This is a genomic window from Microbacterium sp. Au-Mic1 (genome assembly GCF_021341785.1).
Taxonomy (GTDB): domain Bacteria; phylum Actinomycetota; class Actinomycetes; order Actinomycetales; family Microbacteriaceae; genus Microbacterium.
Genome location: NZ_JAJTTF010000006.1, coordinates 249,452 through 268,912 on the forward strand (window position 1 = coordinate 249,452; position 19,461 = coordinate 268,912).

Annotated in this window: 15 protein-coding genes; 9 read left to right on the top strand and 6 right to left on the bottom strand. The window is 70.5% G+C overall.

What is annotated here, in order from left to right:
- The first annotated feature begins 25 nt into the window (after positions 1-25).
- From LXM50_RS10440 to LXM50_RS10455, 4 genes are read left to right on the top strand one after another with little or no spacing between them, the layout of a single operon-like run.
- On the top strand, positions 26-1,360 hold the full coding sequence (locus LXM50_RS10440) for an extracellular solute-binding protein (protein ID WP_233311255.1): 1,335 nt from the start codon (positions 26-28) through the stop codon (positions 1,358-1,360).
- Positions 1,357-2,310, top strand: coding sequence for a carbohydrate ABC transporter permease (locus LXM50_RS10445; RefSeq protein WP_233311256.1), 954 nt, complete (start codon positions 1,357-1,359; stop codon positions 2,308-2,310). Before LXM50_RS10440 ends, LXM50_RS10445 begins: the two co-directional genes overlap by 4 nt.
- Complete coding sequence (locus LXM50_RS10450) at positions 2,307-3,203, top strand: carbohydrate ABC transporter permease (RefSeq protein ID WP_233311257.1); 897 nt, start codon at positions 2,307-2,309, stop codon at positions 3,201-3,203. The genes LXM50_RS10445 and LXM50_RS10450 overlap by 4 nt, the downstream gene beginning before the upstream one ends.
- Before the next feature lie 20 nt (positions 3,204-3,223).
- The gene (locus tag LXM50_RS10455; protein ID WP_233311258.1) at positions 3,224-4,759 is read left to right on the top strand and encodes an alpha-N-arabinofuranosidase; all 1,536 of its coding nucleotides are present in this window, start codon (positions 3,224-3,226) and stop codon (positions 4,757-4,759) included.
- 132 nt (positions 4,760-4,891) lie between these two features.
- Here the strand turns inward: LXM50_RS10455 and LXM50_RS10460 are convergent, their stop codons facing one another.
- From LXM50_RS10460 to LXM50_RS10485, 6 genes are read right to left on the bottom strand one after another with little or no spacing between them, the layout of a single operon-like run.
- On the bottom strand, positions 4,892-6,052 hold the full coding sequence (locus tag LXM50_RS10460) for an ROK family transcriptional regulator (protein WP_233311259.1): 1,161 nt from the start codon (positions 6,050-6,052) through the stop codon (positions 4,892-4,894).
- Between the two features lie 37 nt (positions 6,053-6,089).
- Positions 6,090-7,658, bottom strand: a complete 1,569-nt coding sequence (locus LXM50_RS10465) for a glycoside hydrolase family 43 protein (RefSeq protein WP_233311260.1) — start codon at positions 7,656-7,658, stop codon at positions 6,090-6,092.
- Positions 7,655-10,087 carry a glycoside hydrolase family 3 N-terminal domain-containing protein gene (locus tag LXM50_RS10470; RefSeq protein ID WP_233311261.1) on the bottom strand — a complete coding sequence of 811 codons (2,433 nt, stop codon included), beginning with the start codon at positions 10,085-10,087 and terminating at the stop codon, positions 7,655-7,657. Before LXM50_RS10470 ends, LXM50_RS10465 begins: the two co-directional genes overlap by 4 nt.
- 2 nt (positions 10,088-10,089) lie before the next feature.
- Positions 10,090-10,980, bottom strand: coding sequence for a carbohydrate ABC transporter permease (locus LXM50_RS10475; protein ID WP_233311262.1), 891 nt, complete (start codon positions 10,978-10,980; stop codon positions 10,090-10,092).
- Positions 10,977-11,984, bottom strand: a complete 1,008-nt coding sequence (locus LXM50_RS10480; protein WP_233311263.1) for a carbohydrate ABC transporter permease — start codon at positions 11,982-11,984, stop codon at positions 10,977-10,979. The genes LXM50_RS10475 and LXM50_RS10480 overlap by 4 nt, the downstream gene beginning before the upstream one ends.
- Before the next feature lie 9 nt (positions 11,985-11,993).
- The gene (locus LXM50_RS10485; protein WP_233311264.1) at positions 11,994-13,286 is read right to left on the bottom strand and encodes an extracellular solute-binding protein; all 1,293 of its coding nucleotides are present in this window, start codon (positions 13,284-13,286) and stop codon (positions 11,994-11,996) included.
- A 147-nt stretch (positions 13,287-13,433) separates the two neighbouring features.
- Here LXM50_RS10485 and LXM50_RS10490 point away from each other — a divergent pair, with 147 nt between their 5' ends.
- The 5 genes from LXM50_RS10490 (at position 13,434) to LXM50_RS10510 (ending at position 19,459) form a co-directional block, all read left to right on the top strand.
- Positions 13,434-14,429 (top strand): LacI family DNA-binding transcriptional regulator, encoded by a 996-nt coding sequence (locus tag LXM50_RS10490; RefSeq protein WP_233311265.1) that lies wholly within the window; start codon positions 13,434-13,436, stop codon positions 14,427-14,429.
- Between the two features lie 117 nt (positions 14,430-14,546).
- Complete coding sequence (xylA, locus tag LXM50_RS10495) at positions 14,547-15,737, top strand: xylose isomerase (protein ID WP_233311266.1); 1,191 nt, start codon at positions 14,547-14,549, stop codon at positions 15,735-15,737.
- Positions 15,738-15,739: 2 nt separating this feature from the next.
- Positions 15,740-17,080 (top strand): xylulokinase, encoded by a 1,341-nt coding sequence (locus LXM50_RS10500; RefSeq protein WP_233311267.1) that lies wholly within the window; start codon positions 15,740-15,742, stop codon positions 17,078-17,080.
- Between the two features lie 10 nt (positions 17,081-17,090).
- On the top strand, positions 17,091-18,056 hold the full coding sequence (locus LXM50_RS10505; RefSeq protein WP_233311268.1) for an acetylxylan esterase: 966 nt from the start codon (positions 17,091-17,093) through the stop codon (positions 18,054-18,056).
- A 245-nt stretch (positions 18,057-18,301) separates the two neighbouring features.
- A complete protein-coding gene (locus LXM50_RS10510; protein ID WP_233311269.1) occupies positions 18,302-19,459 on the top strand; it encodes an ROK family transcriptional regulator in 1,158 nt (385 codons plus the stop codon).
- Positions 19,460-19,461: the final 2 nt, after the last annotated feature.

The window sequence follows — 19,461 nt, forward strand, 5'->3', positions numbered from 1 at the left end:
CCCGATCGTCCACGAAGGAGTGACGATGACACCACCTCTCGATCTGAACCGGCGGCAGTTCCTCGGCACCGCGGGCCTGACCGCCGGCGCCGCGCTGCTCGCCGGCTGCGCTCCGTCCTCGGCCGCCGCGTCCGGCACCCGCACCCTGCAGTTCTGGCACCTTCTCTCCGGCGGCGACGGCGTGACGATGTCCGGTCTGCTGGACGGCGTGAACAAGGCGCAGACGGCTTACCGCGTGCGCCCCACGGTGCTCGCCTGGGGCACGCCCTACTACACGAAGCTCGCCATGGCCGCGGCCGGTGGCCGCGCCCCCGACGTGGCGATCATGCACGCCACCCGAGTGCTCGGCTGGGCCCCCGGCGGGCTCCTCGACGACTGGGACACCGGCCGTCTCTCCGACCTCGGCGTGGACGCGTCCACGTTCCCGGATCCGATCTGGAAGAAGGGCGACGTCGACGGCAGGCGCCTCAGCATCGCCCTCGACGCGCATCCCTTCGTGCTCATGTACAACACGGAGGTCTGCGAGAAGGCGGGCGTGCTCGGCCACGACGGTCGCCTGAAGGAGGCGGAGAGCCCCGATGAGTTCCTCGCCATGGTCGACGCGATCGCCGGAGTCACCGGCGGGCACGGCCTCTCCTACGGCTACCTCGGCGACGGCTCCCAGATGTGGCGCCTGTTCTACACGCTGTACACGCAGCACGGCATCGAGATGGAGATGCCGCAGGGTGGCTCCGCGGTGATCGACAAGGACGCCGCCGTCGCCTCCCTCGAGTTCATGCAGAAGCTGCTCGACGGCAAGAGGGCGGCCAAGCAGGCCGACTACGGCACGGCCGTGGCGGAGTTCGCGACGGGCAAGAGCGGCATGTTCCTCAGCGGAGTGTGGGAGCTGCGCACGATGCAGGCCGCCAAGATCCCGTTCGACATCGCGATGATCCCGCCCCTGTTCGGCACGCGCACGGCCTACGCCGATTCGCACTCGTTCGTGCTGCCGCACCAGTCGCACCCCGACGCGCCGAGCCGCGACCTCGTGTACCGCTTCGTGGCCGACATGCTGAAGGGCTCCTTCGGCTGGGCGGAGGCCGGGCACATCCCCGCCTTCCTCCCGGTCACCGAGTCCGCGAAGTACGCGAAGCTGCTCCCGCAGGCGCACTACTCCGAAGCCGCGAAGTACGTGCGCTACGACCCGCCCGCGTGGTTCACGGGCTCCGGATCCAACTTCCAAGGTCAGTTCGGCGCCGCCGCCCAGCCCGCACTCCTCGGCGGAGGCAGTGCCGCCGACGCCATCACCCGCTTCGAGGCCGCCGTCACGCGATTCCTCGCCCAACCCAATCCCGCCGACCCGGAAGGAGCTCGGAGATGACCACGACGGCGCCCACCACCACGACCATCGTCACCGGTCGCGCGGCGACCCGCGCGACCCGACGCCACGCCGGCGGATCCCACCGCGGCGAGCAGCTGATCGGCTGGGCGTTCCTCACCCCCTTCCTCATCGCGTTCGCGCTCTTCCTCGCGTGGCCGATCCTGCACGGCCTCTACCTGAGCTTCACCGACCAGTCCCTCACCGGATCCGGCGGCGGATTCGTCGGCATCGCGAACTACATCGAGGCGCTCGCGGATCCGGTCATGTGGGGAGCTCTCGGCAACACGGTGTGGTTCACGCTGCTGTCCACGGTCCCGCTCGTGATCATCGCGCTCCTCATGGCGGTGCTCGTCGACCGCGGACTCCCGGGCCAATGGCTCTGGCGGCTCTCCTTCTTCATGCCGTACCTGCTCGCCTCCACGGTGATCTCGCAGATCTGGATCTGGATCTTCAATCCGCAGATCGGGGCGGCGAACAACGTCCTGAAGGCGTTCGGTCTCGAGCCGATCGCCTGGCTGCAGGATCCGAAAGTCAACATGCTCGCGATCGTGATCGCGACCGTGTGGTGGACGGTCGGGTTCAACTTCCTGCTCTACCTCGCGGCGCTGCAGAACATCCCGCAGCAGCAGTACGAGGCGGCCTCGCTGGACGGCGCGGGAGGCTGGCGGCAGTTCACCTCGATCACTCTCCCGCAGCTGGGACCGGCGACCACCCTCATCGGCCTGCTGCAGATCCTCGCGTCGCTCAAGCTGTTCGATCAGGCGTACCAGATGCTCGGCGGCCTCTCCAGCGACACCACTCGCTCGATCGTGCAGTACATCTACGAGACCGGTTTCGTCGGGTACCGGTTCGGCTACTCGGCGGCGATCTCGTACGTGTTCTTCGCGATCATCATCATCCTCGGCGTCGTCCAGGCGCTGATCACCCGTCGGCGGAAGGACGCCCGATGACCACCGCGACCCGCACCCTCGTCGCCCCGGGCGCTGCGCGCGCCCGCACCCGCCGGCCGGTCGGCCGCCGCTTCACCGTTCTCACCGTGCTCGCCTTCGCGGTGCTGCTGATCCTCGCGATCGGCTGGCTCCTGCCGTTCCTCTGGGCCGTCGCCACCGCGTTCAAGACCGAGACGGACGCCGCATCCGGCGACGCCGGCTGGATCGGCGCGAGCGGACCGACGGCGCAGGCCTTCGGCGCGATCCTCTCGCAGGGCAACGTCTACCTCTGGGCGTGGAACAGCCTGTGGACCGCGACCGCCGTCACCGTGATCACCGTCGCGATCTCGGCCCTCGCCGCCTACGCGTTCTCCCGGCTCGACTTCCGCGGCCGCAGGTGGCTGTTCGTCGTCATCATCGCCGCGATCGTGGTGCCCCCTCAGGTGCTGATCATCCCGCTGTTCTACGAGATGCTGGCCTTCAATCTCGTGGACACGCACTGGGGGCTCATCCTGCCTCAGGTGGTCGCACCCGCGATGGTGTTCATTCTGAAGCGGTTCTTCGACGCGATCCCGGTCGAACTCGAGGACGCGGCGCGCGTCGACGGCGCCTCGAGATTCCGGGTGTTCTGGTCGATCGTCCTGCCGCTGTCGCGGCCGATCCTCGCCTCCGTCGCGATCTTCGTGTTCATCGGCGCCTGGAACAACTTCCTGTGGCCGTTCCTCGTGATCAACGACACCAGCCTGATGACCCTGCCGGTCGGCCTGCAGACGGTCATCAGCGCCTACGGCGTGCAATACGCGCAGGTCATGGCCCAGGCCGTGCTCGCCGCCCTGCCGCTCATCATCGTGTTCCTCATCTTCCAGAAGCAGATCGTCACCGGTGTCGCCACCAGCGGCTTCGGCGGTCAATGACCCGAACGGATCGGATACCCATGACCCACGCCCGCATCACCATCGACCGCGACTTCTCGCTCGCCGACGTCCCGCGCCGCCTGTTCGGCCAGTTCGTCGAGCACATGGGCCGCTGCGTCTACACCGGCATCTACGAGCCCGGCCATCCGGCCGCCGACGCCCGCGGCTTCCGCACCGACGTGCTCGAGCTCGTGCGCGAACTCGGACCCACCGTCGTCCGCTACCCCGGCGGCAACTTCGTCTCCGGCTATCGCTGGGAGGACGGCGTCGGCCCCGTCGCCGAGCGCCCCGTGCGCATGGACGGCGCCTGGCACACGATCGAGACGAACGCCTTCGGTCTGCACGAGTTCATGGACTGGTCGCGCGAGGCCGAGGTCGAGGTCATGGAGGCCATCAACCTCGGCACCCGTGGCGTCGAGGAGGCCCGCGCGCTGGTCGAGTACGCCAACCACCCCGGCGGCACCTACTGGTCGGACCTGCGCCGCCGCAACGGCGCCGAGGATCCGTTCGGCATCAAGCTGTGGTGCCTCGGCAACGAACTGGACGGCCCCTGGCAGATCGGGCACAAGACGGCGCACGAGTACGGGCGTCTCGCCCAGGAGACCGCCAAGGCGATGAAGCTCGTGGACCCTGAGATCGAGCTCGTCGCGGTCGGATCCTCGAACCGGCAGATGCCGACCTTCGGCACCTGGGAGCACACCGTGCTCACGCACGCGTACGACGAGGTCGACTACATCTCCATGCACGCGTACTACCGGGAGCAGAGCGGCGACGCGGCGTCATTCCTCGCCGAGGGCGTGGAGATGGACATGTTCATCGACGGCGTGATCTCCACGATCGACGCGGTCAAGGCCGCCGGCAAGCACAGCAAGCAGGTGGACATCTCGTTCGACGAGTGGAACGTCTGGGACTTCGACCGGTTCAACGACGTCGAGGAGGGCGAGGTGGCCGCGGCCGGCTGGCGCGAGCACCCCCGCCTCATCGAGGACACCTACAACGTCACCGACGCGGTCGTGGTCGGCACGTTCCTGCACAGCCTGCTGCGGCACGGCGACCGCGTGAAGATCGCCAACCAGGCCCAGCTCGTGAACGTGATCGCCCCGATCCGCTCCGAGGAGGGCGGCCCGGCGTGGCGGCAGACGATCTTCTGGCCGTTCGCGCGGATGGCGCGGATGGCGAAGGGTCGGATCATGCGGCTCGCGGTCTCGTCGACCAAGGGCGAGACCGCGCAGTACGGCGACGTGGACGAGGTCGACGCGGTGGCGACGTGGGATGAGGCCTCGGGGCGCCTCGCACTCTTCATCGCGAACCGCTCGCTCTCCTCGGAGGCGACCGTCGACCTCGACCTGCACGGTCTGCGCGCGACCGCGGTGCGTTCGGCCGAGGTGCTCACCGTGCCCGAGGGCGGCGACCGCCTCACCGCGAACCTCGAGCAGACGCCCGACGCGGTCGGGATGCGGACGCTCGACGGCGTCGCGATCGACGACGGCGCGGTACGCCTCACCCTGTCGGCGCTGTCGTGGTCGGCGGTGGAGCTCGAGGTCGCCCGGAGCTGAATCCGGGGTCGTCGAGCGCGTGAAGCGACCGAGACGAGGCGCGGAGCTCCTGCGAGGGCGCCGCGTTTCGTCTCGGTCGCCTTCGGCGTCCTCGCTCAGCGACCTCGGGGAAGGAACCGGCCGCGCATGAGCTCAGCCCAGTGGATCCGCGAGCAGGCGTTCGAAGGCGGCGTCCGCGGCGCCGATGAGCAGGCGATCGGCGCCGAGCGCGGCGGCGGCGATCTCCAACCCTTCGGCCGATGCGGCGAGCGCGCGCCGTTGCACGTCCTCGTCGAAGACCGCCGGATCCAGATCCCGCAGGATTGCGAGGAAGCCGCCGAGCACGATCATCGCCGGGTTCAGCACGTTGACGGCGTTGCCGAGGGTCGCCGCGAGGATCCGACGCTGCCGTGCGGTCTCGGCGATCGCGGGCCCCTCCCCTGCAGCGGCGAGCGCCGCGCGAAGCTCGGCATCATCGGGCGCGACGAGACCCGCGGCCTGCACCAGGCGGGCGCGGTTGACCTCGTCCTCCAGGACTCCGCCCTCGGCGCGCCGGTCCGCGGCATCCGCCACGCTCGCGGCGGTCTGCCCCCATTCCCCCGCGTAGCCGCCCACGCCGCCGATGAGCTGGCCGTGCAGGATGAGCCCGCCGCCGATGCCGCTGGCGCCGCCGTTCAGGTACACGACGTCCCCATGCGCACGGGCGGCGCCGAACAGCCGTTCCGCACGGGCGCCGAGCGAGGCGTCGTTGCCCACGACCACGTCGATGCCCAGCGCGGCCGCGAGCGGTCCCGCGATGTCGGCGTCCCGCCATTCCAGATGCGGAGCGAACCGGACCAGGCCGTCCGATGCCCGCACCAGCCCGGGAACCGCGAGGCCGACGCCCTCGATGTGGCAGCCGGCCAGCGCCCCGTCACGCCAGCCGCCCACGACCCCGGCGACGATCTTCACGACCTCCGCGACATCGGGCTGCTCGACGGGGATTCGCACCCGCTCGCGCACCGCGCCGCCCAGCGCGACCGCCCCGATCTCGATGGCGTCGATCTCGGGGTTCACCCCGATGGCGACCACGCCCGGACTGGGCGCGACCACGGGAGAGGGGCGTCCCACCCGGCGCGTGGGATCGGGCTCGTGCTCCTCGACCAGCCCGGCCTCGACCAGCCGCCCGACCAGATCCGAGACGGTGGAGCGGTTCAGCCCGGTCTCCGCCGTGATGACGGCCCTGGACCGCGGACCCGCATGGTGAACGAGGCGCAGCACCTCGGCGAGATTGGTGCGCCGCACCCCCTCGACGGTCGTGGCGCGTTCGTTCATGCGGCGTCTCGCTTCCTGCACGCGGTGGGACTCCAGGCTACCGAGCGCCGCCGCCGGACCGCGCAGGCGCGTACGTGAAGCGGGCGATGCGCACGTCCCCCCGTGGCGGGGCACCCACGCTCGTGGCGTACACGCCGACCCAAAGGCCGAGGAATCCGCCTGTCGACGACGCGTCCAACTCTCGCCCATCGGCGGTGAGCACGTCGGCACCGGCGTGCCGGAGGACGTAGTCGTATCCGCGCCCGCTCACGGCGAGCTCCACCTCGTTCGCCTCGGACAGCGCACCCAGATCCCGATGCTCCCTGTCACCCCCGAAGCAGCGCTCGGACGAGAGCCGCAGCCCGTCCTGCGTGCGCGTGACGGCGACCGCCACGTGGTCCCGCTCGGACTGCCGCAGCACGACGCCCGCGCGCTCGCGCTCGGCGAGCCCGTGCACGTCCAGCACGCAGCGCACGTCGACGTCCGCGTGCTGCTGCCGCACCCCGAGGAACGCCGGCGTGGACGGCTCGTGCAGGGTCCCCGCGCGCACGGGTAGCCGCCAGCTGTCGCCGTCCGCGACCGCCACCTCGGCGGGCAGAGCGCGCAGCGCCGTCCAGCGAGGATCCGCGGGCTCGACGACGCCCGCGACCCGGTCGTCCGGCTGCCACGAGCCGGCGGGCGCTTCCTCGGTCGCCCACGGGATCGCGACCGTATCCGGCAGCCGCCCTTCGCCCGGCGCGAACACGGGCCAGCCGTCCTCCCACGCCACGGGGCACAGGAACGTCTCCCGGCCGAGGGGATAGTGATGCCCGTCGTCCGCACGCATCGCGAGCATCACCGCGAACCAGGAGCCGTCAGGCGCCTGGACGAGATCGGCGTGCCCCGCGCCGATCACGTCGCTCGTGCGTCCCAGATGCCGGTGCGTGAACACCGGGTTCGCACGATTGCCGAGGTACGGTCCGGTGACTTCGTCAGCACGCGCCACGCTCACCGCGTGGTGGAACTCGGTGCCACCCTCGGCCGCGAGCAGGTACCAGCTCCCATCGATGCGATACAGGTGCGGACCCTCCGCCCAGACCGTCCCGTGCACCGCGCCGCGCCAGATCACGTGCTCCTCACCGACGAGTACGCGTCGGTCCGGCGAGTACTCCTGCACCCAGACCTCGGTCTGGTCGTGCCACTCCGGATCGGGGGCCAGGCGGGTGCCGTGCAGCCACACGCGCCCCTCGTCGTCGAACACGATCGACGGGTCGATGCCGGCGACGTCGAGCATCACGGGATCGCTCCACGGCCCTGCCGGATCGCTCGCGGTGACCAGGAAGTTTCCTCCCCGGGTCGGATCCTCCCGGTCGACGAGCGTGCACACCACCCAGAACAGACCGCGCCCGTGCCGGATCGTCGGCGCGTACAGTCCACCAGAGGATCCGATGCCCTCGAAGTCGAGCATCCCGGGGCGGTCGATCACGTGCCCGACCGTCTCCCACCCCGCCAGGTCGCGCGAGCGCAGCACCGGCAGACCGGGCAGGTACTCGAACGTGGACGTCACCAGGTAGTACCACTCGCCCACCCGGCAGATCGACGGATCCGGATGGCATCCCGGCAGGATCGGATTCGCGACCGCGATCACGTGACCGACACCGTCACCAGGCGGGCGTCGGCCGCGCCGACCTCGTGCACGTCCCCCGTGAGCCGCACCGGCAGAGCCGCCGTCGCCGCGCCGGGGAGCACGCGGTGCGCACGGGCGCGCTCGTTCGAGATCGCGCCCCCTGTGACGCCGGCGATCTCGCCGTTGTCGGGCGCCGGAGCGGACGCCTCGGCGTGGGCGGCCGCCCACACGCGCACCTCCCCCGGCTCGACCACCCGGGTCAGCGTGCGGTCGGTGAACGCGAAGCGCGCCGCCGGCACCGCGAAACGCAGCGTGCGGCGCTCTCCCGGCTCGAGCTCGACGCGCGCGTAACCCAGCAGCTGCGCCACGGGACGCGTCACGCTCGCCACGACGTCCCGCCCGTACAGCTGCACGACCTCGGCTCCACGGCGGGCGCCCGTGTTGGCGACGGTCACGGTCGCGGTGAAGGCGCCGTCCGTGCGGGCCTCGGCGGAGACCGCGAAATCGTCGTAGACGAAGCTCGTGTACGACAGTCCGAACCCGAACGGCCGCAGCGGGGTCGGATCCGTGGAAGTGACGTCGGAGGGGCCGCCCAGGATCGGATGCAGGTAGCTGTACGGCTGCGCCCCCGCCGATCGCGGCAGGCTGAGCGGCAGCCGGCCCGAGGGCGACGCCGCACCGGTGAGCACGTCCGCGATCGCCGTGCCGCCCTCCTCGCCCGGGAAGAAGGCCTGCAGCACAGCCCCCGGACGCGCAGCACCATCGTCGAGCGCCCAGTCGATCGCATAGGGACGACCGGAGAGCACGACCATGAGGACGGGCGTTCCGGACTCGACCAGGCGCTCGACGAGCTCGCGCTGCACGCCGGGGAGGTCGAGCGACTCCACATCGTTGCCCTCGCCGACGGTTCCCCGGCCGAAGAGCCCCGCCTGGTCGCCGACCACGACGATCGCGATGTCGGCGTCCGCGGCGGCACGCTCGGCCTCGGCGAAGCCCGACGTGTCGTCGCCGTCGACCTCGGATCCGCGCACGTGCACGATCTCCGCTTCGGGGAGCGCGACGGCAAGCGCCTCGCGCACGGTGGGCATCTCGATGCCCAGCTCATGGTCGGGGTGGTGCGCGAGCACGTGGTTCGCGAACGAGTAGCAGCCCTGCAGCGCATCCGTGCGATCGGCATTGGGCCCGATGAGCGCGATGCGTCGCGCCGACGCCGCGAGCGGCAGGACGCCGTCGTTCGACAGCAGCACGAGGGATTCCGCGGCCAGCCGCCGCGCGACCGATCGGTGCTGAGGGGTGTCGAGGTCGACCGCGACCGGGGCCTCGTCCTCGAAGGCGCCGGGCTCGAGGAGTCCGAGCTGCTCCTTCTGGGCGAGCACCCGTATGACGGCGCGATCGAGATAGGCCTCGTCGAGCGCACCGCTGCGCACCCGGTCGATCAGGGGCTCCAGGTAGGCGTCGCCGGAGGGCAGCTCCACGTCGATCCCCGCCCGCAGCGCGAGCTCGGCGGCCTCGCCCCGGTCGGCCGCGACCGCGTGCATGACCTCGAGGAACGCGATCGCGAAGTAGTCGGCCACCACGACGCCGTCGAAGCCGAGCCGCTCGCGGAGGAGCCCCGTCAGCAGGGCCGGATCCGACGCGACAGGCACACCGTCGATCTCGGCGTAACTGTTCATGACGCCGCGCACCCCGCCGTCCCGGATCGCCATCTCGAACGGCGGCAGGAAGACGTCGGCGACCTCGCGCGGCCCGGCGGACACCGGCGCATGGTTGCGGCCGGCGCGCGAGCCGGAGTACCCGAGGAAGTGCTTGAGCGTGGCGTGCACCCCGGCGGACTGCAGCCCCTGGACGTAGGCGGTGCCCACGGTGCCCACGAGGTAGGGGTCCTCGCCGATGCACTCGTCCACCCTTCCCCAACGGGGGTCGCGCACCACATCGAGCACCGGGGCGAGCCCCTGGTGGATGCCGAGCGTGCGCATCGAATCCCCGATCAGCGCCCCCATCTCGGCGACGAGCTCGGGGTCGAACGAAGCGCCCCAGGCCAGCGGTGTCGGGAAGGTCGCGGCCTTCCACGCGGCGAGGCCCGTGAGGCACTCCTCGTGCACGAGCGCCGGGATCCCGAGCCGCGTCTCGCGCTTCAACCGACGCTGCTCCTCCCAGAGCCAGGCCGCGCGCTCCGCGGGCTCGACGGGGCGAGTGCCGTACACGCGGGTGTAGTGACCGATGCCGTCGCGGGTGATGCCGGCCAGCGTGTCGTGGCGTCCTGCGGCCGCCATCTCGTTCTGCAGGGGCGCCACGACCTCGCCGCCCTGATCGAGCCAGTACCCGACGAGCTGCGCGGCCTTCTCCTCGAGCGTCATCCGCGCGAGCAGCTCCCCGACCCGCGCGGAGGCGATCGGGAGGGCCGGGATCTCGTCCGTCGCCGTGGCCTGGGTGGTCGTGTCCGAAGTCATGCTCAGCCCTTCACCGCGCCGGTCAGGCCGCCGACGATGCGGCGTTCGAAGAGGCTGAAGAAGATGAGCGCGGGCAGCATCGACAGCGAGGTGTAGGCCAGCACACGGGCGGTGTCGACCGAGTACTGCGAGGAGAAGTTCTGCACGCCGAGCGGCAGCGTGAACAGATTCGGGTCATTGAGGATGAACAGCGGCAGCATGTAGCCGTTCCACGATCCGACGAACGCGAGGATGCCGACCGTGATGACGCCCGGGAGGCTGAGCGGGATCACCATCCGCCAGAAGAAGCCGAGCCGGGAGGCGCCGTCGATCGCCGCCGCCTCCTCGAGCTCCTTGGGGATCGCCTTCAGGAACGGTACGAGGATGATGATCGTGCCGGGCAGGGCGAACGCGATCTGCGGCACGATGATGCCGGCCAGGCTGTTCACCAGGCCGAAGTTGCGGATCAGGAGGTACAGCGGGGTGATCGCGACGGTGACAGGGAACATCAGCCCCGCGGCGAACAGCGCGTACATGGCCGGCTTGGCGGCGAACTCGTAGCGGGCGAGCACGTACGCCGCCATGACGCCGAGCAGCACGGCGCCGACGGTCGTGCCGATCGCGACGACGGTCGAGTTGACCAGAGCCGTCCAGAACTCGGATCCGGCGAGCACGTCGGAGTAGTTGGCGAACTGCCAGGGCGCCGGGAAGCCGGACGGATCCTTCGTGATCTGCGAGTTCGTGCGGAACCCGCCGATGATGATGTAGAGCACCGGCGTGATGCAGATCGTCACGAGCACGATCGCGATCAGGTACAGCCCGGGGCTCCCCCACGGGGCCTTCTGCGAACGGCGTTCGCCTCTGCGCCCGCGCGGCTGCACGATGGCCGTGGTGCGGAGGGTGTCGGTGGTCATCGGCGGGCCTTTCCGCTGTCGCCCGTCAGGGCGCCGTCGGTGTCGCGCCGCAGCACGAACCGCTGATAGATCAGGGCGACGACGAGAGTGATCAGGAAGAGCATCACGGCCACCGCGTTGCCGAAGCCGTAACTGCCGGCGAGATGCCCGTTCTGGTACATGTACGTCGCCATCGTCGAGGTGCCCGCCGTGGCGGAGATGTACTGCCCCCAGATGATGTTGACGAGGTCGAAGAGCTGCAGCGCGCCGATGATCGACAGGAACGCCCAGATGCGGATCGTCGGACCCAGCAGGGGCACGGTAATGTTCCACTGGATCTTCCAGAAGCCGGCGCCGTCGATCGCCGCCGCCTCGAACAGCTCCTCGGGGATGGACTGCATGCCCGCGAGCATCAGGATGACCGCGAACCCGATGTACTTCCAGGTGATGATGACCATCAGCGTCCACAGGGCGAGCTTCGGATCCGCGAGCCACGAGTGCTGGAGGAAGCCGAGCCCGAGCTTGCCGAGCAGCGAGTTCAACGCGCCCGAGTCCTGCATCATCAGGTTCCACCCCGTGCCGACGATGACCTCGGAGATCACGTAGGGCACGAAGATCAGCACGCGGATCAGCGACCGCCCGCGGAACTTCTGGTTCAGCAGGAGCGCGAACAGGATCGCGATCGGCCCCTGCAGCACGAGCGAGAGCACGACGATCGCGAAGTTGTGCACCACCGCGTCGCGGAACGTGTGGTCCTGCCACATGTGGATGTAGTTGTCGAGACCGACGAACTGCGTCGGCCACCCGAACCCGTTCCACTTGAAGAACCCGTAGACGGAGGCCATCCCCACCGGGAGGATGACGAATCCGACGAACATCAGCAGGGCGGGCCCGGAGAGCAGCGCGATCTCGCCGCGCTTGCGCCAGTCGGCGCGTGCTCGCCGCACCAGGGCCGGGGAGACCCCGGTCCCGGTGCGGCGGTCGCTCTCAGGCACGGCCTCGGCCATCACCTGGGTGCCAGTCATCGCTCTCGCTCAGCCCCTCGCCGCGGCGTCGGTGATCTTCTGGAGGAGCGTCTTCGGGTCGCCCTGCCCGGCGAGCATCTCCACGACGCCCGTGTTCAGCGCGTTGCCGACGTTCTGCCCGAGCGCGGTGTCGAGCCAGAGCGCCACGTACGGCGCCTTGCTGTAGGCCTCCATGAGGGGCTTCAGCGAAGCGTTGTCGACCGCGCCCTTGGCGTCCTGGTTGGCCGGGATGGTCTGGAACGCCACGGCGTACTTCTCCTGCTGCTCCTTCGCCGCGACGAAGTTGAGGAACTTCTCGCACGAAGACGGGGACTTCTCGGAGCAGGAGTAGCCATCCAGGCCGCCCATCATCGCGCCCGCCTCGCCCTTGCCCCCGGAGACCTCGGGGAACGGGAACCAGTCGAGGTCGGCCAGCGGCTTCTGATCCGGGGTGAGGCTCGCGACCACGCCCGGCTCCCAGGCGCCCATTAGCTCCATCGCCGCCTTGTGGTTCGCGACCAGGCCTGCCGAGGAGTTCGCACCCTGCTGCGCCGACGTGGTGAGGAAGCCCTCGTTGAACGGCTCGACCTGGGCGAACTTCTGCAGGTTGTTCGCAGCCGTCAGCCAGCAGCCGTCGGTGAAGTCCTTCTTCGTGGCGAGGTTCGTGATGAGGTCCTTGCCGCAGGCACGCACCGCGAAGAAGTAGTACCAGTGCGCGGCCGGCCAGGCGTCCTTCGCACCGAGGGCGATGGGGGCGATGCCTGCGGCCTTGAGCTTGATGATGGCCGCCTCGAGGTCGTCCATCGTCTTCGGGGTCTCGGTGATGCCCGCCTTCGCGAACAGATCCTTGCTGTAGAAGAGGCCGCCGGGCAGCACCGCGGTGGGGACGCCGTAGACCTTGCCATCCACCGTGAACGCGCTCAGGGCAGCGTCTCCGATCGCCTTCTTGACGTCGGGGTCGATCTTGTCCGTCAGATCCTTGACCTTGCCCGCCGCCACGACGTCGGCGAGCTTGCTGCCGCCGCGGGCCATGAAGACGTCGGGCATGTCGCCCGAGTTGACGGCGGTCTGCAGTTTGCCGTCCATGTCCTCGTTCTGGATCGAGGTGACCTTCACCGTCACGTCGGGGTTGGCCTTGTGGAACGCGGCTGCCGCGTCCGTCCAGAACTGCTTGCCGTCGCCGGTGGTCGAGTTCTGCCACACCGTCAGCGTCTGCTTGCCGCCCGCGTCGCCACCACCGGAGCCACCGGAGCAGCCGGTGAGGGCAATCGCGCCCACGGCCGCGACCGCCACGGCGGCGGTCAGAACCTTGCGGATCTTCATGCTGTGTTTCTCCTCATCGTCGAGTTCCAGCACCGCGTCGGCAATTTGTTGCCGACTACAGCGAATGTGCCGTCGGCCTACTCTGGCACTCGCGTCACCCGCATGTCAAACGATATCGATAACGTTTTCGCTCGCTAGATTGAGCAGATGAGCCCCCGCATCACGATCCACGACGTGGCCCACGCCGCCGGCGTCTCCGTCGCGACCGTCTCGAAGGCGATCAACGGCCGTGACGGCGTCTCGCCGTCGACGCTCGAGCACGTGCAGGAGGTCGTGGCCCGGCTCGGATACGAGAGCTCCCTCGTCGCAACCTCCATGCGACGGCGCAGGACCGACGTCATCGGCGTGCTCGTCGCCGAGTTCGAGCCGTTCGCCGTCCAGCTGCTGCAGGGCGTCTCGGCCGCACTGCAGGGCACGCGCTTCGACGTCCTCGCCTACGCCGGGAGCGTCTCGGCGGGCGAGCACCTCGGATGGGAGCGCCGCTCACTGTCCCGCCTCGGCGGCACCCTCATCGACGGCGCCATCCTGGTCACCCCCACGACCATGCCCGCCGACGCCCTCGTGCCGCTCGTCGCGATCGACCCGCACGAGGGGCCCGACGGACCGGCCTCGGTGAGCGTGCACAACGCCGAAGGCGGCTTCGCCGCGACCACCCACCTGATCTCGCTGGGGCATCGTCGCATCGCGCATCTGCGCGGTCGTACCGACCTGGAGTCCGCACACCAGCGCGAGGACGGATACCGCCGAGCGCTCGAAACCGCCGGGATCCCGTTCGATCCCGCACTCGTCGTCGACGGCGGCTATCGCAGGGCGAGCACGACCGCCGGCGCGCACGCGCTGCTCGATCTGACGGATCCCCCCACCGCGGTGTTCGCCGCGAACGACCTGTCCGGAATCGAGATGATCCGCGTCGCCGCGGAGCGCGGCCTGCGGATCCCCGAGGATCTGTCGGTCGTGGGCTTCGACGACGTACCCGAGGCCGCGGCGCATGTGCCGCAGCTCACGACGGTTCGTCAGCCACTCGCCGAGATGGGCGCCGAGGCCGTGCGCGTGCTGCTGGCGATGCTCGACGGCGCCCCGCACGAGCACGTGCGACTGCCGGCCGAGCTGATCGTACGCGCCTCCACCGCCGCCCCACGCTGACGCACCCGCCTGCCCGACCACGCCGCAGCCACCCCGCACGCGGCGTTGCATCGACTCGGCCGCGCTGATATGTTCGCTGCTACAACATTTCATCGACGTCGCTGAAGGCGGTTCACCATGTCACTCACCCCCACCCGCGAGGACAAGTTCTCGTTCGGCCTCTGGACCGTCGGCTACAACGGCGCCGACCCCTTCGGCGGTCCGACCCGTCCCGCGCTGGACGTCGTGCACGTCGTCGAGAGGCTCGCCGAGCTCGGCGCCTATGGCCTGACCTTCCACGACGACGACCTGTTCGCGTTCGGATCCACGGAGGCTGAGCGCCAGACGCAGATCGACCGCCTGAAGGGAGCCCTGGCCGACACCGGGCTCGTCGTGCCGATGGTGACGACCAACCTGTTCAGCGCGCCGGTCTTCAAGGACGGCGGCTTCACCTCGAACGACCGTGCCGTGCGCCGCTTCGCCCTGCGCAAGGTGCTCCGCCAGCTCGACCTCGGCGCCGAGCTGGGCGCGAAGACGTTCGTCATGTGGGGCGGTCGCGAGGGCGCCGAATACGACTCCGCGAAGGACATCCGCGCGGCACTGGAGCGCTACCGCGAGGCCGTGAACCTGCTCGGCGACTACGTGACGGACAAGGGCTACGACATCCGCTTCGCGATCGAGCCGAAGCCGAACGAGCCGCGCGGCGACATCCTGCTGCCCACGCTCGGCCACGCGCTCGCCTTCATCGACTCGCTCGAGCGTCCCGAGCTCGTGGGCCTGAACCCCGAAGTCGGTCACGAGCAGATGGCCGGGCTCAACTTCGCCGCCGGCATCGCGCAGGCGCTGTACCACGGCAAACTCTTCCACATCGATCTGAACGGCCAGCGCGGCATCAAGTACGACCAGGATCTGGTGTTCGGCCACGGCGACCTGCACAACGCATTCGCGCTCGTCGACCTGCTCGAGAACGGCGGCCCGAACGGGATCCCGGCCTACGACGGCCCGCGCCACTTCGACTACAAGCCCAGCCGCACCGAGGACGAGACCGGGGTGTGGGACTCGGCGAGCGCGAACATGCGCACGTACCTGCTGCTCAAGGAGCGTGCGGCGGCCTTCCGCGCCGATCCCGAGGTGCAGGAGGCGCTCGCCGCGGCTCGTGTCGACGAGTTGTCCGCGCCGACCCTGAACGCCGGCGAGACCTACGGCGACCTCCTCGCCGACCGTTCGGCCTATGAGGACTTCGACGCGAACGCGTACTTCGGCGGCAAGGGCTTCGGGTTCGTGCGGCTGCAGCAGCTCGCCACCGAGCACCTGCTCGGCGCCCGCTGAACATGACGCTGGTGATGGGCGTGGACTCGTCCACGCAGTCGTGCAAGGTCGTCATCTTCGACGCCGCGTCCGGATCCGTCGTGCGCACCGGCCGCGCGGGGCATCCGGACGGCACGGCGGTCGACCCCGAGGCGTGGTGGCGTGCGCTGAACGCCGCGATCGCCGATGCCGGCGGCCTGGACGATGTCGGCGCATGGTCGATCGGCGGCCAGCAGCACGGGATGGTCGTACTCGACGACGCCGGATCCGTGATCCGCGACGCGCTCCTGTGGAACGACACCCGTTCGGCCGGCGCAGCACAGGATCTCATCACCGAGTTCGGCGCGACCGAGCTCGCGACGCGCACGGGCCTGGTGCCGGTCGCCTCGTTCACGATCACGAAGCTGCGGTGGCTGCGCGACGCGGAGCCGCAGAACGCCGCGCGCGTGGCCGCGGTGGCCCTGCCGCACGACTGGCTGACCTGGCGGCTGCGCGGTTACGGGCCCGCGGGGGCGTCGCCGCTCGGACCGGTGCTGGACGAGCTCGTCACCGACCGCTCCGACGCGAGCGGCACCGGCTACTGGAATCCCCTGGACGGCGGCTACGACCGAGCGCTGCTCGTGGCCGCGCTCGGACACGACGCGATCCTGCCGCGGGTGCTGGGCCCGGACGAGTCGGTCGCGGATCCGTCCGGTTGCCAGGTCGCGCCGGGCGCCGGGGACAACGCCGCCGCTGCGCTCGGGCTCGGCGCGGAGCCGGGCGACGTCGTCGTGTCGATCGGCACGTCGGGCACCGTGTGCGCGGTCAACCGCGCGCCGATCGCGGATCCGTCCGGCACGGTCGCGGGATTCGCCGATGCGACCGGGAACTTCCTCCCGCTCGTGGCGACGCTGAACGCGGCGCGTGTGCTCGACGTCACGGCGGCGCTGCTCGGCGTCGGACACGACGAGCTCAGCGATCTCGCACTGCACGCCTCCGCGGGAGCGGACGGGCTGACTCTGCTGCCGTACTTCGAGGGCGAGCGCACTCCGAACCTCCCCGATGCCACCGCGTCGCTGAGCGGCATGACGCTCTCCTCCACCACGCGTGCGAACCTCGCCCGCGCCGCCGTCGAGGGGATGCTGCGCGGTCTGTGCGCCGGGCTCGACGCCCTCCGCGGACTCGGCATCCCGCTCGAGCGCGCCCTGCTCATCGGCGGCGGCGCGCAGTCCGAGGCCGTGCGCCGGATCGCGCCGGCGATCCTCGGCGTGCCGGTGGAGGTGCCCGCTCCGGGCGAGTACGTGGCACTGGGCGCCGCCCGCCAGGCGGCCTCGGTCCTGCACCGCGATCGCACCCCGCGGCCTGACGGCGCGGGTCGCCCCTAGGCTGACGGGCATGCCGCTCACCGATCTCCCCCTGTCCGAGCTCCGCGGGTACCTCCCCGACGTCGCGGAGCCCGCCGATTTCGACGCGTTCTGGCGCGACACCCTGGCCGGATCCCGCGAACTCGCCACCCCGGCCGAGCTCTCGCCCGCGACGACCCCGATCGATGAGCTCATCGTCGAGGACCTCGCGTTCTCGGGCTTCGGCGGCGAGCGCATCCGCGGCTGGGTCACCCGGCCTCGCCGCGAGGGGCGCCTGCCGGTCGTCATCGAGTACCTCGGCTACGGCGGCGGCCGCGGCATCCCCGGCGAGCGCCTGCAGTGGGCGGCCGCGGGATATGCGCACGTGCTCATGGACACCCGTGGCCAGGGCGCCGGCTGGGGATCGGGCGGCGCCACCGCGGATCCGCACGGGTCGGACGGGGCGACGCCCGGTTTCATGACACGCGGCATCGCGCACCCCGCGGACTACTACTACCGCCGGGTGTTCACCGATGCCGTGCTGCTGGTCGATGCTGTGCGGGGCTTCGACTTCGCCGACCCCGCGCGCATCGCCGTCACCGGAGGCAGCCAGGGCGGCGGCATCAGCATCGCCGCCGCGGCCCTGCACCCCGGGGTCGCAGCGGTCATGCCCGATGTGCCGTTCCTGAGCCATTTCCGCCGATCGGTCGCGCTGACCCCCGAGCACCCGTTCCGCGAGATCGAGCGCTATCTCTCGGTGCACCGCGATCGGGTCGAGCAGGTCTTCCAGACGCTGTCCTACTTCGACGGCGTGAACTTCGCACGACGGATCACGCGGCCCGCGCTGTTCTCGGTGGCGCTGACGGACGACATCGTGCTGCCGTCCAGCGTCTTCGCCGCCTACAATCACCTCGCCGCGGACGATACGGCGATCGAGGTCTACGAGTTCAACGGGCACGAGGGTGGCGGCTTCGCCCAGTGGCTGCGTCAGACCGCCTGGCTCGCCGAGCGCTTCTGACGCGCAGACGCTCGTCCTCCTGCAGAGCCTTCGGCTCACGCACACCGGCGGGCTCATCCTTCGCACGCTCAGGTCGCAGTTTCTGCTCCGAAACGCCGGTTTCCGCAGCAGAAATTGCGACCTGCTTGCCCGGTCTCTTCGGATGCCGATCGGATCCGGATGAGATGCGGATTCGATCAGAGGGGTTGACGCGGCCTCCTCCTGAATCTATAAAGAAACTTAGCTATTAGATTTCAGGAGCTTCGATGACGTCCTCCCCCGCCCCCGGCACCCCCGGCTGGCTCGCCCTCCGCAACGATCAGGCGGCGCTGTCGCTCCTGCTCGACGAGGGCCCGCTCACGCGCAATCGCATCGGCGAACTGACAGGTCTCTCCAAGCCGACCGCGGCGCAGATCGTGACACGGCTGGAGGAGGCCGGGTTCATCCACCCCGCCGGCGAGCTCTCCGCCGGCCGCGGACCGAACGCGGTCACCTACGACGTGCGGCTGGATCGCAGCCTGGGCGTCGCGATCGACGTGGACGAGAACGTGCTGCGCGCGACCGTGGTCGATGCGCGCGGTTCCCAGCGGCCGGTTGCGACCATCCCGGTCGACGCCGCGCACCCGCGCTCGGCCGAGGGCGACGTGCGCCGCGCGATCGAGGCCGCGTGCAGCGCGGCGGACGTCGACGCCGGCGCGGTCGTCGAGATCGTGATCGGCGTGCAGGCCGCAAACGATCCTGCCGCGGATCGCCTGAACTTCACCGACACCCTCGATGGCTGGCCCATGCAGAATGCGCGCGGCGAGCTGGAGGCGGGCCTCGGCATCGCGGTCACCCTGGAGAACGACGTGAACCTCGCCGCGATCGCCGAACGCGCCGAGGGCGCCGGCGCCGACGCACCTGGCTTCGCGCTGCTCTGGCTCGGCGAGGGCCTCGGCCTCTCGATCGACCTCGACGGCACGATCCTGCACGGCGCCACCGGCGGCGCCGGCGAGATCGGCTACCTGCCCGCGCCCCGCACGGCGATGGCGATCGACCCGGACGCGGAGGACCTGCAGGAGCTGGTCGGCGGATCCGCCGTCGCGCGCTCGGCGACCTCGGCCGTCGGCGGCCCCCTCGACTACGCCGGCGCTCTCGCCGCCCTCGCGAGCGAGCCGGATCGGATCCTGCCTGACCTCGCCGCACGGATCGCGCTGGCCCTCACGCCGGTCATCGCCGTGCTGGACCCGTCGCTGGTGATCCTCGGCGGTCCCACCGGGGTCGCGGGCGGAGCCGCCCTGGCCGCCGCCGTGTCCGCCGCACTGCGCTCCTCCTCCAGCTGGGATCCCGCGGTGCGCACCACGGGGGCTCCGGCCGACGCGGTGCTGCTCGGCGCCCGGCACGTGCTCGTGTCACGGCTGCGCGGGCGACTGCTTCCCGATTGATC